Raw genomic sequence first — 14888 nt, 5'->3', positions numbered from 1 at the left:
CAAAGGGTGAACAATGAGCGACATTTTACTGGGCAAACTCGCCACTGAATTTAAAACCGTTAAAGCTATGGTTGAGGTCTATTGCAAAGATCACCATGGTACGAAAGGTGAGTTGTGTACAGAATGTCGTGAATTATTAGAATATGCAGAAGTGCGCCTTGATCGTTGTCCTTACGGAGAAGACAAGCCGACTTGCAACAAATGTCCGATTCACTGTTACAAGCCAGAGCCTAAAGAACAAATGCGCCTAGTGATGCGTTATTCGGGGCCGAGAATGTTGCTTAAACACCCAATCTTGGCAATTCGACACTTGATGCATGAGAAACGCGAGGTGCCTGAAAAACCTGCTGCCAATGCGTCGAATCGCCACAAACGGATGAGTGCAGAGCGCGAGGGTAAGAAATCCTAGCCAACATAAGAATTAAGAAGTTGTCACTACCGTTAAATTCTTAATCCAATACTTTTGCGTGTATCTGCGATAACACAATGCTAATTTCACCACTTCTTCGGTGATCATCAGCGCGTAAACGTATTTGAATTCCCAACCTAGTGCAAACGCAGCAACCGCACACAAAGGTAAGCCTGTCATCCACATCGCGATAAAGTCCATACGCAAACAAAATACATTGTCTCCGCCAGCTCGGATAATACCGTTGATGATAATCATGTTAAGCATGCGTAGCCAAATCGCGCTGCATAAAATCACCACCGCAGGTGCTGCAAGTGGGTAGAGCTCAGGGTTGTCTAAGTTCAAAGCAGCAATGATTAATTCTCGGTTTAGTAGCAGTAACGCACCAATCGAAATACCAAACACAAAAACCGCTTTAATGAAGAAGCTTGCCATGTACTGAGCTTGTTCAAAAGCATCACGCCCTAACGACTGGCCAATCATCACAGAGCACGCCACCGAAATACCAAAGAAGATGGAATAACATAGCGACTCAAACGGGCCTAACATGCTGAATACCGCCAGTTCTGTTGTGCCCATATGCCCAAAGATCATTTGATACACCATAGTGCCAATTGCCCAAAGCAATGCACCTAACGTCATTGGAAGCGCCAAACGGCGATAAGAGAGCCACAAAGAAGGGCGCTCAGAACCTTCTTTCACTTCCAATAACCAATGCTTACGCCAACGCATGTAACCAACCATTGCAAGCACTTGGAACAGGCGAGAAATCGTTGTCGCCAAAGCCGCACCTGCAACGCCCATTGCTGGTACACCGAAACCACCTTTGATGAGCCAGAAGTTAAGTGCGATATTGAGAACAATCGTCACCGCCCCCAAAAGTAAAGGAGTGACGGTGTCACCAGAAGAGCGCATGCTCGCTTCTAAAACAATGATGATATGAGTGAGTAACAGAACAGGAAATGCATACCAAAGGTAAGTGGAGCCGAGTTCGATGACTTGCGTATCGTTGGTTTGTAGACGCATGATAAGTTCGCTACCGACTGTGATTATCAGGGTAACAGGAATCAAGACTTTTAAACCAAACCGAATCGCTATACCAGTAACGGTTTTGGCGCTTACCGCGTCTTCACGTCCCCAATATTGAGCAACGAGTGTGCCGTTTGCCGATGCTAAGCCAGCCATAATCATGATTGCAACAAAGTACCATTTTGAGGCAATTCCCACAGCGGCGGTTGCTTCTTTACCAAAGTCACTAACCATGAGAACATCAGCCAAGGCGAGAATAGCCACCAACGCACTCTGGATCGCGACAGGGAAACCCAAGCGGACGATCTGCTTAAGTAGTCCGCTAGATAAAGAGTTGTCGCTGTTTTTGATGCCAATATTGTTCGTCATAGTTACTCCTCGAAATTTGTGAGGAATATAAAGCCAATAGGGACAGAAATACATGTGCGAAAAACCACAAAACCTGTGCAAATCCGTCATCGAACAATTTGCCATCAAAACAGAGTGGCACGACGATGTGCATTTAGCACCCGCATGTAAAGAACGATTCCTGACTCTAACTGAAATCCCCGAATGGAAACGAGCCGATATCTTTATGGCGGGGCTTGCTGAACTGCGCGATGGTTACCATGTCGAGCGAGACAAAGTGGGCGTTCATACCTTGCTGTTTACCATTGAAGGTGGCGGTGTTTTGATTACACCGGATTTTGTTAAAGAAATTGAGCCTTATACGCTGACTATTTTGCCCGTAGATACGTGTTTTCGATTTGAAATGAATCCAAGCAAAGGACTCTGGAAGATGGTTTGGCTTCTGCCCCAAAATACAGAGGCTTGGCAGTATCTCTCTGACTTGGGGCAAACCGTGGTGCCGTTTAGGGGCTCTGAGCAGGTATGGTCACTGATGACCTTACTCTACAACGAAATAGGGGGACGAACGGGGTTTCGTCAGTTGTTGATCAGTGAAGTGCAACGATTGGTAAAAAGTGTTGAAACCCCAATCAGTACATCGCTATCGCGCGTTCAAACACTCTTTAACGAAGTTGAAGGTCAGTTACACTTGCCGTGGACCATTGCCGAAATGGCCAAGCAGTGTTTTATCAGTGAAGAACAGTTCAACCGTTTATCTAAACAGCTTTTCAATATGAGTCCGAGAAGCAAGTTAATTGAGCTTCGTATGCACAAGGCCGCAGACTTATTGCAGTATCCAGCTTGGTCAGTCGCAATGATTGCCAACCGTTTGGGGTATCGTGACCCTTACAATTTCACTCATCGATTTAAAAAGTTCTACGGCACTTCGCCAACACGTTATCGCAAGAGGTTACTGGAGAATCAAAACCAATGAGTCGTTTTGATTTCTAATGATCACCTAATGATCGATAAAGTAGAGAATTCAGAAACAAAAAAACGAGGGCATTGACCCTCGTTCTTGTTTGTCTTTTTGCAGAGGTTTGAATTACAAACCTGCAGCCATTTGATGCTTTGATTTTGTTGCAGCGATGAGCATGTAGATGCAAGTCGCAAGCAAAGCTGCAAATAGGTAGCCCAACAAGCCGTGCATTTGGCCCATGAACTTATCAGCAACTACAGGACCAGCAACTGAGCCGATGCTGTAGCTAAACAACATCACTTGTGTTGCGGATACAATGAAACGCTCTTCTAAACCTTCACAACCCAAGTTGATTGCAATTGGATACAGTGCAAATGTTGCCATTCCCAATAGGAACAGCGCTACTGCTAGAACCACCGCTGAGGTAGAAACAAACGTCAGACCAATAGAGAAAATACCCAAAATACAGAAGAACGCCATCAAGACTGTACGAGCCATGTATTTGTTTAATGTGGTCACCATAGGTTGAACCAACATGCCGCCAAGGATGACAAGTGCCATTAGGGTACCAATATCTTGGTGACTAATTTTACGGTTTGCTAGCTCTACAGGCATTAAACCGTAGATTGCACCCAAGGTTAAGCCAGAAACAATACAACCAATGATTGCAGCGTGGCTTAGCTTAGAAATTTGTTTAAACGATAGTGCGGTTGATTCGTGGCTGTTTGGTTGTTCACAATCGATGAACAGCAATACTAGCATTGCCATTAGGATCAACGTTGTGATTGCGATAAAAGGTACACCGCCGCTTACACCAAGGATACCAATACCGAACTGACCAAGTGCAGAACCACCGTACAAAGAAAGCATGTACAGGCTTAAACGTTTCGCACGAGACGATTCATCACCAGACATCAGCCATGATTCAACAATCACAAACACGCCAGCGACCGCCATACCTGCGATAAAGCGGGCAACAAGCCACACCATACCGTTTGGAAGAATAGGCATTGCCATAATCGTTAAAGAAAAGGTCGCCAAACATCCAACAAACGCTTTGCGGTGCCCAACGGATCGCACGACACGCTCAAAGAAAATCGCACCAACTAATAGGCCGCCATAGAACACACTCGCCAACCAACTCGCGTAATCAGCAGAGATGTTGTACTCACCAAGCATGAGGGGAATCAAGCTCATCAAATAGCCTGATGCCACTGCATAAAGAGACAGTGCTACGACCGGAACTGTGACTCGTGGTGATGCTGCGGGAACGACTGTGTTTTCCAATGTTTTGCGCCTATTAGTTAAGTAAATTTAAGGGGTTATTCGGCGCGAATATGAGGCTAATTAATAGGCAAGTAAAACGATATATTTCAGTCGTTTCGATAAAAGATATTTATCGAAATTCTATGAAGAAATGCTGCATAAAAACGCCAGCCTGTAAACGAGGCTGGCGAAGTGGATTATTTACTAAGTGCTTGATTTAACCACTGATCGAATTCAGTTTTCGGTAGTGCTCCGTTGATCATGTCAACGCGCTGGCCATTCTTGAAAACCATAATGGTTGGGATGCTACGAATACCAAATTGAGCGGCAAGCTGCTGTTGCGCTTCGGTATCAATCTTGACAAAACGAGCGTTTCCGGTCTGTTCTTGTGCCACATCCGAGAAAACAGGCGCAAAACCAACACATGGATTGCACCATGGTGCCCAAAAATCCACCACAACTGGCGTGTTACTTTCTAGCAGCGCCGAGAAGTTATCGACAGTGCCTTCTATCGGTGCACCATCAAATAGAGCGTTTTTGCATTTGCCGCAACTTGCAGGTTCTGCAACTCGCTCATTAGGGACACGATTTAAACCGCCACAAGACGGGCAACGAGTTTTAAACGATGACATGACTTCTTCCTTTATGACAACTTGATGAAAACATGACTTACCAGTCAGCCTCATAATTTGTATACTTATTTTTTAGCCTGCCGAATTATAAGACGGCAAGTCTGTATTTGGACCTGAACAGGTTCTAAGAAATTTCATTAAAATACAACAATAAATAGGTCTGCGATGACAAATTACTACGCTGAAATTACCGGTTGGGGAAAATGTCTTCCACCAGCCACGCTCTCTAACGATGACCTTAGCACTTTCCTTGAAACTTCAGATGAATGGATTCGCACCCGTACTGGTATTGAAAACCGTCGCATCAGCCACGTAAACACGTCTGACATGGCAACGGTAGCCGCGCAACACGCGATGGCTCGTGCAGGTGTAGAAGCGAGTGACATCGACCTGATCATTGTTGCGACATGCTCTCCTGACTCTCTTATTCCAAACATTGCTTCTAAGGTTCAGCAAAACCTTGGTATTCGCTCTGCTGCTGCATTCGATTTAAACGCGGCATGTACTGGGTTCGTATACGGCCTTGAAACAGGCACACGTTTGATTCAATCGGGCAACTACCGAAACGCAATCATTATTGGTGCTGAGCGTCTTTCTTTTTACATTGACTGGGCAATGCGTGACACTGCTGTGTTGTTCGGCGATGGTGCCGGGGCAGTTGTTCTGACCCGTACAGAGCAAGAAACAGGTCTACTGCAATCGCAAATTGGTTGTGATGCAAAAGGGCGCGACATCCTTTCCGTGCCTAAGTTTGGTACATGCATGGATCGCTTTGCGGAAGACAACGGTTACTGGGACTTCAACTTTGTAGGTCAAGAGATCTTCAAACGTGCCGTAAAAGGCATGGGTCTAGCGGCGAAAACGGTTTTGAAAGCTTCAGAACTAACCACAGATCAAATCGACGTGGTAATCCCGCACCAAGCAAACATTCGTATCATCCAAACACTGTGTGACCTTTCTGGTATCCCGCAAGAAAAAGCGTTTGTGAACATCCAAAACTACGGCAACACTTCGGCAGCGACGGTGCCAATCGCATTATGTGAAGCGCTAGAACAAGGCCGTGTTAAGCCAGGTAACAACATGCTATTAGCAGCGTTCGGTGCTGGCCTAACATGGGGCGCTGCGGTGCTGAAGTGGGGTGACCGCGTAACGCCAATTGCAGAAAGCGACGCTGTGTTACCTGAAAGTGACAAGTCTGCACTTGAGTTACTAGAGCGTGCTATTAAGCTTTGTAACGCACGCCCACGTGGTGAAGACGCATAACTAGCGCTCGCGGTTAACTGGTCAAAACAAGCAATAAGCGAAAGGGAGCACAAGGCTCCCTTTTTTGTACCTATTTCTTCGCAGGCGTTAAGACATAAAACCAAGATTTGATGAAGAGAAGCTTCGAATGTTTGGGAACACATAATCTAACGCTGCATTGTCACCAATCCCCATCCATTGTGCGAGTGTAGCGCCAACTTGGTCCGCTGCTATTTTCGGAATCAAACGACCTTTGGAATAGTCATCTTCGCCACCTAAGACCAGCTCAGGCCAAGTTCCAATAGGTTGGGAAGCTTTTACGGCTCCGCCAATTAATAACTGATGCCCGCCCCAGCCATGGTCGGTACCGTTACCATTATTTGTCATTCTTCGCCCAAAGTCAGACATCGTAAATGTCGTGACATTGTCACTCAATCCCAAGCGTTCGATAGCTCGATACATAGCAAAGAGGTTTGTGGCGAGATCGCCAAGTAATGCAGGGTGCTTAGACAACTGTGAATCATGGACGTCATAACCGGTGTGCTTAACAAAGAAGACTTGGCGTTGTTGATTCAACACTCCTTGGCTAGCAATCAATTTATAGACTGTCTGCATTTGTTTCCCCAATGTACTGGACGTAAACAGAGGGGCGTTATCGACATCATTTAACTGTTGAGATAAAACACCGCTCATGGTCATCGACTCATCCACCATGAGATTGAAATGGCCACTGAATGGATTGTTTGTCGGTGTCGATTGAAGTTGGTCGTAAATCTCTTTGTATAAAGGATTGCTCAAGGCACTTAGCTGTACTGCTCGGTCTTTTTTCAATACCGTTTGACGTTGTTCTAATCCTCGCAGCCAAAGTGAATCACCATGCACGCTATAAAGAGGCGTTATTTCAGAAGAAGGGCTCATTACATCCAACATTCTGCCTGCCCAGCCAAGGTTGGTAAATTCGTCCATGCCACCGCGCAACCAAGAGTTTGTTTGAGAATTATGTGAGAACAGTTGATCTGGTAACGGGACATCACCAGATTCGATCGCCTGTTTCGTCATTGGTTGTTCTAGAATTCCGCTATTGAGCACGACGGTGGCGTCACCGTTATCAAACATCTCAGATAGTCGTGCAAGTTTAGGGTGCATTCCTAAAGGGACGGTATTACCTTGGTTGTCTTTTGCATTGAGGCCAATCGGAATGATCGTATTTTTAGCGACAGACAGTTTGCCTCTGACATTCGCATATTGGTCATAATGAAAATCAGACAATGGTAATATGGTGTTAATCGCATCATTACCACCCGCTAAATAAACACAGATTAACGCTCGAAAATCGTTGTTTGGTGAGGCAAGTGTGTAACCTGGTAGCCCAACCGTTGCCAATGCACCAAGAGAAGCGGTTCCTTTGATAAAGTTTCGACGTGAAGTATCCATAATTCGCTCCTAATCTTGAATATAAAATTCATTGCCAGATACCGCAGTGAATATCACCAAGGCAAGTTTGGTTTTGGGTACATAGTTGGTTTGATAGTTGTCGAGGACATCGAGCATTACTTGCTTCAATCCAGTAGACGCTGTGTTAGCAAAGAAACGCGCATCAATCGCGTCTACTAGCGCGGGGTGGTTGTCTAACAAGCTGTAGAGCTCGTCCATATCAAGCGTATAAGTGGCGCCGGATTCTTTGCGTACGCTATAGAGCATAAAATTGACCAGTTCACTGTAGACAGACCAGTCAAACAGTTCATATTCGGGTGAGACCATACCTGTAAAGACGAAATCCGATGAAGGTTGGTAATTGGGAGAATAAAAGTTGAATACAGAAGGAGAACGCAAAGGTCCTTGGTTTGCAATGTTCATTAATGTCACTGCGCCATCGTATCGCGTGGCGGTTAGGGTGAACCCCGCAGCGCGATGAAAATTAGTAAGTACGAGGATTGGTTCTTTGACTTTCATGGGGCGATGAGCGGTTAAACCTCTGGCTTCGTCATCGAGCAAAACGGCTTTGATCACGGCATTCAAGTCGCCTTTCACTCCTTTACCATTGTTGTTAAACACTGAGGCGACTCTTGCGATGTATTCTGGCGTTGGGTTGGAAGTCACAAATCGTTGAATCAACAACTTAGACACAAATGGCGCAATGTTGTCGTGCGCCATCAAGAGATCAACAACTCGATTTAGTTCTTCCTCTGCTGTCAATCCGGCTGGGATGATGGTGCCCAATACCGTTTTTTCGCCCGTATCGTGACGGCCGTTAATGACGCGCATTGGCTTCACAAACAAAGTATCTGACTTGTTCCAACCTGTAAGGGCACGAGCCAATTCTTGTATGTCTGCTTGCGAATATGTTGCAAGCGGTTGTCCGGTTTCTTGGTCAAATCTAACACTACCATCAAGGTTGAGTTGGTATAACCCAATAGTGAAAAGCTGCATCAATTCGCGAGCAAAGTTTTCATCAGGTAGGGCGCCTGTCACGGTATTTTCTTTTGCACTGCCCATCATTGAGAGATAGTTGCCCATCACTGGATGTTTCGCCGTATGTAAAAGCAAATCTCGATAGTTGCCAAATGCATGCTCAACCAACAAATCGTAATAATTGATTAAACCATCGGGTTTGCTAGAAAGAATTCCTCCATAGCGGGACACGACCAAAATTTGACTAAGTGCGTATGCCATTCGCTGTCTCAACTGATCATCCGCGGTGAGAACGGTTTGATACCACGCATTTTCTCGATTAGCTTGCGCACCTTTACTAAAAGGCGTGAAGTAAAGATCACTGTGATAAGTAGGAGGGAGAAGTATTTGTTCTGTAATCCAATCCTCGTAATTGGTTTGGTTTATTTGGTCGATTAAAGCAGGAGTAGGACCAAATGTGGTTTGATAGATAAAGCGGGCATCGGCTAAATCTGGGTCATCTTCATCAGCTGAAACCGGACCAACAAAGAACAGCAGCATTGCGACAAACCCAAGCACCCAACAAGAAATTTCGTTTTGTTTCTGACGTCTCATAGTTAACTCGCTTACCCAAAGGAACGACTTAAATCCATTTAACGGGAGTCATGAAGCTCTAAATGAGCTAATTAATAAATTTAGTGAAATCAAGCAGCTGCAAGACGGATTATAGACGGTAAAAATCACTATCAAAGCTATCAATTACAGAAAATAGTCTGGCTAGGTCTTAATTTAAGATAAGAAAAAACGGATAAGTGACTGAATAGTATTGCTACCAATCCGTTGTGATCGAACTCAAATAAAATGTGAAACTTTTTTGAATACGTAGAAATATTGGACGGGGTAACATGTCAGAGATCAAGTCTGACTTCATACTGATATAACAGTTAGTTTGATGATTGTGAGCTTTTAAGACAATTGGATCTATAAAAAACATGCCAGAGTGATTACTTTACTGATCGATTTATTAATTAAGTTGCATAAAGCGTGAATAAGCTCACGATTGTACATAAATTGCACAAATAAATGCGACCAATAGCTAACATTTACCGGGTCGATGAGTTCGACACAATTCAATCCGCAGCTAGTAAAGAGGAGAGGTAATAGCTGCACCATAAATGTTGGATAGGAGAGCACACATGGAAGCTCGCAAAACTATGCTCGCTGTTGTTATTGCATCTACGGTCGCTGCGTGTGGCAGTGATGACAATGATGAGAGCGCCAGTCAAACGTACACACTTAATGGTACCGTCGTAGATGGGTACATCTATAACGCTTTAGTCTGGATGGACATCGATAGAGATGGTGAACCAGGTGCCGATGAACCTCAGGCAAACACTGGTCTTGATGGTACATATTCATTTCAAATTTCAGAAGCACAAAAGGACGCCTTAGTAGGTGTGCCAATTTTGGCTCAGTTAACAAACGACTCTGTCGATGTGGGGACTGAACCCCCAACCACGATGGAAGAGTTAGAGCAGAAAATTGCTGCCAATGAAGCAGAGAAAGTTTTTGAAGATGCTGAAGAAGGACACGCCATTGTTCTTGGGATGCCACCCTTAACACAAGCCGACTTTGATGATCTTGAAGACGGTGAACTCGATGGTCAGGTCATCAACCCTTTTACTACCCAAGTTCATGAAGAGCTGACATCTCGAGTAAGCGCCGTTCTGGAAGATCAAAACCTCGATGAGTTGAGTGATGAGGAAATAGCAGCGCTGCTTGTTGCGCTTGGAAGCCTAGTGAACCAAGCAATTGACGATGCAGTCGACGAGTTAAAAGAAGAGCTCGAAGACAGCACCTTGACCGATGAAGAACTTAAATACCGTTTGATGGGGGATTTTATCGCTGAAGGCGACACAGGCGAAATTCTCGAACTAGCTGAAAGTAAAGTCGACGAGCGCGTATCGGATGAGCGAGTTGCCGAAGAGCTAGAAGATGAATACCCCGACGGTAAGGTGACCCATTACTCGTATACAGACAGTTACTACGGTACGCCGGACAACATGGATATCTCATTAGACTTCACGGTCGAAGGCAGTGAAACGGAAATTGTCGATGAAACCGCGAACACATTGACCTATCAAGCCACGGCTACAGAATATTATCAACGAGCTGGCGTAAAAACGGTGTTCAGTACACTCACAGAGCAAGCGGTGCAGAACCTCGATGACGGTACTTTCACGGCCAAGATAACGTTTAAAGCAGACTTGAACTTCGATGGCGAGTTTGATTTTACCAGCCACGTATATGATGTCGGTGTCGCAGATGAGGGGGATACTCGCGGTCAGTGGGAATTTACCCGTTACGTTGATGAATCTAACCCCGCAGACTCTGGTGGTGACAGCGTCACTACCGATGACCCAGAGCGAGAGTTAAGCTACAGCACGGTTGATTTGTTCGCAGAAGCCATCATGGCGGGTGAAATGTCCGGTGTAGACCTGTTGCAGACCATGGTTGAGGGGGGAGAAACAACGACTGAATACGATTACGAATCTCGTGAATTTAAAGAGTACGACCTAGACGCTGCAGTACCTCTAGAAGCGGCTACCTATGCGCAAGTTCGTGAACGATGGGACTATGTGGATGGTGGTAACAAAGAAGTCATCATGCATGATTGGGATGCAGACGGTTCAGTTAATGAAACGACAACAAGTATGAATAATGCCGATGGCTCTGAATCATACACGAAAGCAGGTCCGGTTAGGAACTGGGATGGTTCAGTTAGCTTCGAATACCAAGTCAATTATTGGGAAGAATATACCTATACCAAGGGTGTCAACGACGACAGTCAGAAAATCGAAACGAGTGTCGGCGGCAAATATATTCTCGATGAAGCTAACGCGGTCAAGAAAGTTGATGAAAGTGGCGATGGTATGATGTTCAACCGTTGGGACGAAGTGAAAACCTATTGGTCAGAGACAGATATTCGTACTCATGTTGAATGGCAACACTTTGCAATTGAAGGGTATGACTACACCTTTAATGATGGTGGACAAAAATACAGCACTCTAATCAACGACAATTACACCGGTTATCCTGAGTACGTTGGTCCTTATATTGAAGACTTAGGCGAACAGGTCGACGGCTGGATCGAAGAAGGACTGTCCGAACAAGCGATATGGTTGCGAGTCATTGGTGAGTCTATCCGTGGCGTGAGTCGCAGTGAGGGTTACGATTACTGCGAGGTCAATGCAACTGGTGCATCAGTTAATGCCGCTTTGTTGGCGACAGAGCTGACAAACTGTGGTGGCCTTCAACCATTAACGGCGGATGACGTTGTCGATTCAAGGCTGACGAGACGCAAAGGAAACGGAGTCGAAGTTCGTTTCTGGGACATCTATGAAGGCGGTATGGCCGATCGCGAGACTTGGAAAGCCGATGGTAATACTGAAAACCTCGGTTGGGATTGGAGTATCACCTCAGAAGGTTACTTAAGGTTAAGCAAAGGAGACGATTTTGTCCGTTTGATTGCGCCTTACTTCAAAGGTGAATATGGCGCTGCAGTTATTATCTTTGACGAGTACTCAGATACAAGTATGAACGAGATGTGGAGTACGTATTTTGTCGATACTGTGGATTTATACATACCACCGCAACCAGAGTAAAAAAGCAAAGGTGTTTGTAGCATCAATAACGAAATAAACACAAGAGCTTAAACTAAAAAAGCCGCTCACTCATTGTATTAACACGAGTGCGCGGCTTTTTGTTTTAACGGTTTAGGCTGAACGGTTTATTTTCTCGCTAGCTTATGATGCGCTCTAGAAAAATGATCGGCACAGAATGCGCCAACAATGGAAAGCTCACCTGCCAAGCATAAACCGGCAGCGACTTCTGCTAACGCTTTTGCTTTGCCGTTGCCGTGCAAACCAAGGATATCCAAACACGCTTTCTGAGTTGGTAGGCCAGTACCGCCACCAACGGTGCCAACCATGATGTTTGGCAAAGTGACAGAGGTATACAGGTTGCCATGAGAATCCACATCCATTCTAGTAATACCAACCGCAGATTCTGCAACGCACGCTGCATCTTGTCCGCAGGCGATGTACAGAGCGGTGAGGGCATTGGCGTAGTGCGCGTTAATACCGATAGTGCCGCTTAGTAATCCACCTACAGTATTCATTTTGCCAAACTTCACCATCGCATCTGGTGTGGTGTGCAGGTATTTCTCGACTAAAGCTGCAGGAATCGTCACTTCAGCTGAGACTTTTTTACCGCGAACAGAGCGTAAAGTGTGGACGTTGGCTTTCTTATCACCAGATAAGTTGCCGTCAAGGTAAGCATCAACCGGCGCGACTGGACTGTGTTTAAGAATGTAATGGAAGACTTTGTGTGTCGCGATGGTCACCATGTTCTGACCAGATGCGTCGCCCGTCACGTATTCAAACACCAAGTAAACATGATTGCCTTCGATGTTGACGTTGATGTCTTTAAGCTTACCGTGCGTGGTGGTGGATTCTGCTTCTTTACGGAAGATATCGTATTGAGTGACCACCCAACTGACGAACTGCGCTGCTTCTGCAAGTGATTGGAAACCAAACACCGGAGTACGACTCACGCCTTCGCTGATCAAAAGCGTACTTGCGCCACCAGCTGCGGTAATCAAGTTCGCGCCTCGGTTATAAGAGGCAACGAGAGCGGCTTCTGTTGTTGCGAGTGGTACTAAGTAGTCGTCATTCGCGAACAAGCCGTTAATGCGAAGAGGCCCAGCAACACCGACAGGGACGTTAACGGTACCAATAAAGTGTTCAATGTTGTTGGCGTATTGGTCGTAATGCGATTGTGTGAAAGGATCCAGCAGAAGATCTTTGTCCGTCATGGATTCGAGTACTTTCCAACGGCGTTCAATGTGCTTTTCCGTCAGACCCGCACTGAGGCAAAGTTTCTTTTCTGGCTTGTGGTATTTCGGTTCTAATGCCGATTGTACTTTTTCGCAGGTTTCATTATCAGAGAGTGCAGAGCTATTCCTTGCGCTGTCTAAATTTAATTTCGGCATACAAACGTTTCTTTATTCATTTGGTTTGGAATTGTAGTGATACAAAACGTGATTACAATCCCGCGTATACGTTTTGCAACAAAAGGCTGCTTAACTTCAAACTCACTGAAATCTTATTTGGCGAATAAATAGCCGTTTAAATGCTTGGTATAAAGCGTCTGGTTTTTCGCCTTTTTTCTCTATATTCTTGAAAAGAATAGAAAGAATGGACTGATTTGAAAGGTTAAAATCGAGCAATGAAGAGATTAAATAGAAATTCCTTCTTTCTGTAAAAATTGTGCAAAGTGGGCGAACTACTCTAATTTGAGACTTCAAATAATGAGATTGGAATGTGGTCGGGTGGCGTAAAATGGTAAATAACTTGGTTTGCGCCACGGCATAATAGCCCCACGTTTTCAATTGAGGGTAACGTATGATTGTTTACTTTCGAGTTCAGGACGTAGAAGTGTTATGTGATGAAATAGACCTCGCAACACTAATGCAAGCCAAGCTCAAACAATTACCAACTACCAAGCCTCAAATGGACTGAGCAGTATAACGTCACGAAGTGCTGGATGCGTTCAGCGCAATAGACTGTTTATACACTTTAGGAGATAACCCGGACACTCTTTTAAAGGCGCGCGAAAAGTGCGAAATGCTGGTGTAGCCAAGTTGATTGGATATATAAGTGAGAGAGTGTCCTTCTTCCATCAATTCGCAAGAAACAGAGAACATCAATGACTCTTTAATATGCCGAAAAGAAGTGCCTTCATTCTTTAACTTTCTTTGAAAGGTTCGAACAGAATAACTCAGCAACTGAGCCGCTTCTTCTATCGACAAATTACGCTCTCGCACATAAGGGCGCAGGAGTTCAAACACACTATCGGTAAAACTTGTATGCCACTGGATCTGACTTGGTTCAGCGCCTAACTGTGAGTCCGATATTTGGATTGGTACGTTAAGAATGTCCGCGGGAATGTAAACACCGGTCTTCTCTTGACCCACAAATATTTGGCACTGGCTAGGAACAACACTTTTTACGATATCGCTGTTGCTGCCTTGCAGGCGTACCTTGCTTGGATACCAAGCGGTTTTGGTCAAAATGCTGATGAGCTCAATGATGTAAATCACAGCAAATGCTTCAGACCAGTTAGCAATTTGTGTGTCTTTTTGTTCCGAATATCGACAGAACCAGGCATGGCCATGATGGGTTTCGAAAGAAACGTTACTGCCAGGCGAGTCTAAACTGAAGATTTCATCAATGTGCTGCATTGACTCACCGATGGTTTGAAATGGCAAAAACTGATGCAAGACATTGGGTATAACGCGGCGACGAAAGACTAACACCAATAAGTCTGTGAATTTCGTTACGCCAAGTTGGGAAGAAGTAAGATGAATCAAACGTTTTATTGATTCAGACGGAATGTAGTCGCTCTCGGTTTGGAATAAGTCCGCAGGTAAGCCAGCGTCACTAAGGAGCTTATGCTTGTCCAAGCCATAGTCGGCAAAGACTTCGACCAGAATACGAGCATAGTTAGTCTGAATGACAGGTAAATGAAACGTTTGATTTGGCATTGTGGT

Annotated in this window: 11 protein-coding genes; 4 read left to right on the top strand and 7 right to left on the bottom strand. The window is 45.0% G+C overall.

Features of this window, described 5'->3' with window-relative positions; translation table 11 throughout:
* Positions 1-13: 13 nt before the first annotated feature.
* The gene (locus tag ATB76_RS04400) at positions 14-409 is read left to right on the top strand and encodes a nitrous oxide-stimulated promoter family protein (protein WP_039976558.1); all 396 of its coding nucleotides are present in this window, start codon (positions 14-16) and stop codon (positions 407-409) included.
* Positions 410-421: 12 nt separating this feature from the next.
* On the opposite strand, the gene ATB76_RS04395 is transcribed toward ATB76_RS04400, so the two are convergent.
* Entirely contained in the window at positions 422-1807 is a 1386-nt protein-coding gene (locus ATB76_RS04395; protein ID WP_061034722.1) for an MATE family efflux transporter, read from the bottom strand.
* Positions 1808-1859: 52 nt separating this feature from the next.
* Here ATB76_RS04395 and ATB76_RS04390 point away from each other — a divergent pair, with 52 nt between their 5' ends.
* Complete coding sequence (locus ATB76_RS04390; protein ID WP_042604242.1) at positions 1860-2759, top strand: AraC family transcriptional regulator; 900 nt, start codon at positions 1860-1862, stop codon at positions 2757-2759.
* A gap of 111 nt (positions 2760-2870) precedes the next feature.
* On the opposite strand, the gene ATB76_RS04385 is transcribed toward ATB76_RS04390, so the two are convergent.
* Positions 2871-4031, bottom strand: coding sequence for an MFS transporter (locus ATB76_RS04385; RefSeq protein ID WP_042603343.1), 1161 nt, complete (start codon positions 4029-4031; stop codon positions 2871-2873).
* Positions 4032-4207: 176 nt separating this feature from the next.
* Positions 4208-4642: a thioredoxin TrxC gene (gene trxC, locus ATB76_RS04380; protein ID WP_061034721.1), complete on the bottom strand. Its 435-nt coding sequence runs from the start codon at positions 4640-4642 to the stop codon at positions 4208-4210.
* A gap of 165 nt (positions 4643-4807) precedes the next feature.
* Here trxC and ATB76_RS04375 point away from each other — a divergent pair, with 165 nt between their 5' ends.
* Positions 4808-5905: a ketoacyl-ACP synthase III gene (locus tag ATB76_RS04375; protein WP_061034720.1), complete on the top strand. Its 1098-nt coding sequence runs from the start codon at positions 4808-4810 to the stop codon at positions 5903-5905.
* A gap of 87 nt (positions 5906-5992) precedes the next feature.
* Here ATB76_RS04375 and ATB76_RS04370 read toward each other — a convergent pair whose 3' ends face one another.
* Both ATB76_RS04370 and ATB76_RS04365 read right to left on the bottom strand, forming a co-directional pair.
* Positions 5993-7318: a DUF1501 domain-containing protein gene (locus tag ATB76_RS04370; RefSeq protein ID WP_061034719.1), complete on the bottom strand. Its 1326-nt coding sequence runs from the start codon at positions 7316-7318 to the stop codon at positions 5993-5995.
* Positions 7319-7327: 9 nt separating this feature from the next.
* Positions 7328-8890 (bottom strand): DUF1800 domain-containing protein, encoded by a 1563-nt coding sequence (locus ATB76_RS04365; protein WP_061034718.1) that lies wholly within the window; start codon positions 8888-8890, stop codon positions 7328-7330.
* A 581-nt stretch (positions 8891-9471) separates the two neighbouring features.
* Here ATB76_RS04365 and ATB76_RS04360 point away from each other — a divergent pair.
* The gene (locus ATB76_RS04360; RefSeq protein ID WP_061034717.1) at positions 9472-11940 is read left to right on the top strand and encodes a hypothetical protein; all 2469 of its coding nucleotides are present in this window, start codon (positions 9472-9474) and stop codon (positions 11938-11940) included.
* A gap of 125 nt (positions 11941-12065) precedes the next feature.
* Here ATB76_RS04360 and ATB76_RS04355 read toward each other — a convergent pair whose 3' ends face one another.
* On the bottom strand, positions 12066-13328 hold the full coding sequence (locus tag ATB76_RS04355) for a hydroxymethylglutaryl-CoA reductase (RefSeq protein ID WP_061034716.1): 1263 nt from the start codon (positions 13326-13328) through the stop codon (positions 12066-12068).
* Positions 13329-13868: 540 nt separating this feature from the next.
* On the bottom strand, positions 13869-14882 hold the full coding sequence (locus ATB76_RS04350; RefSeq protein WP_042601467.1) for an AraC family transcriptional regulator: 1014 nt from the start codon (positions 14880-14882) through the stop codon (positions 13869-13871).
* Between the last annotated feature and the right edge of the window lie 6 nt (positions 14883-14888).

It is taken from the genome of Vibrio sp. MOR3, assembly GCF_001557775.1.
Lineage (GTDB): Bacteria > Pseudomonadota > Gammaproteobacteria > Enterobacterales > Vibrionaceae > Vibrio > Vibrio jasicida.
Note: the sequence above shows the minus strand (reverse complement) of the source record. Positions and strands in the feature narration are given on the sequence as shown.

Bases quoted from the DNA above. Each gene is read 5' to 3' on its own strand.
- ATB76_RS04400 (WP_039976558.1), top strand. From the start codon at position 14: ATGAGCGACATTTTACTGGGCAAACTCGCCACTGAATTTAAAACCGTT.
- ATB76_RS04395 (WP_061034722.1), bottom strand. From the start codon at position 1,807: ATGACGAACAATATTGGCATCAAAAACAGCGACAACTCTTTATCTAGC.
- ATB76_RS04390 (WP_042604242.1), top strand. From the start codon at position 1,860: ATGTGCGAAAAACCACAAAACCTGTGCAAATCCGTCATCGAACAATTT.
- trxC (WP_061034721.1), bottom strand. From the start codon at position 4,642: ATGTCATCGTTTAAAACTCGTTGCCCGTCTTGTGGCGGTTTAAATCGT.
- ATB76_RS04375 (WP_061034720.1), top strand. From the start codon at position 4,808: ATGACAAATTACTACGCTGAAATTACCGGTTGGGGAAAATGTCTTCCA.
- ATB76_RS04370 (WP_061034719.1), bottom strand. From the start codon at position 7,318: ATGGATACTTCACGTCGAAACTTTATCAAAGGAACCGCTTCTCTTGGT.
- ATB76_RS04365 (WP_061034718.1), bottom strand. From the start codon at position 8,890: ATGAGACGTCAGAAACAAAACGAAATTTCTTGTTGGGTGCTTGGGTTT.
- ATB76_RS04360 (WP_061034717.1), top strand. From the start codon at position 9,472: ATGGAAGCTCGCAAAACTATGCTCGCTGTTGTTATTGCATCTACGGTC.
- ATB76_RS04355 (WP_061034716.1), bottom strand. From the start codon at position 13,328: ATGCCGAAATTAAATTTAGACAGCGCAAGGAATAGCTCTGCACTCTCT.
- ATB76_RS04350 (WP_042601467.1), bottom strand. From the start codon at position 14,882: ATGCCAAATCAAACGTTTCATTTACCTGTCATTCAGACTAACTATGCT.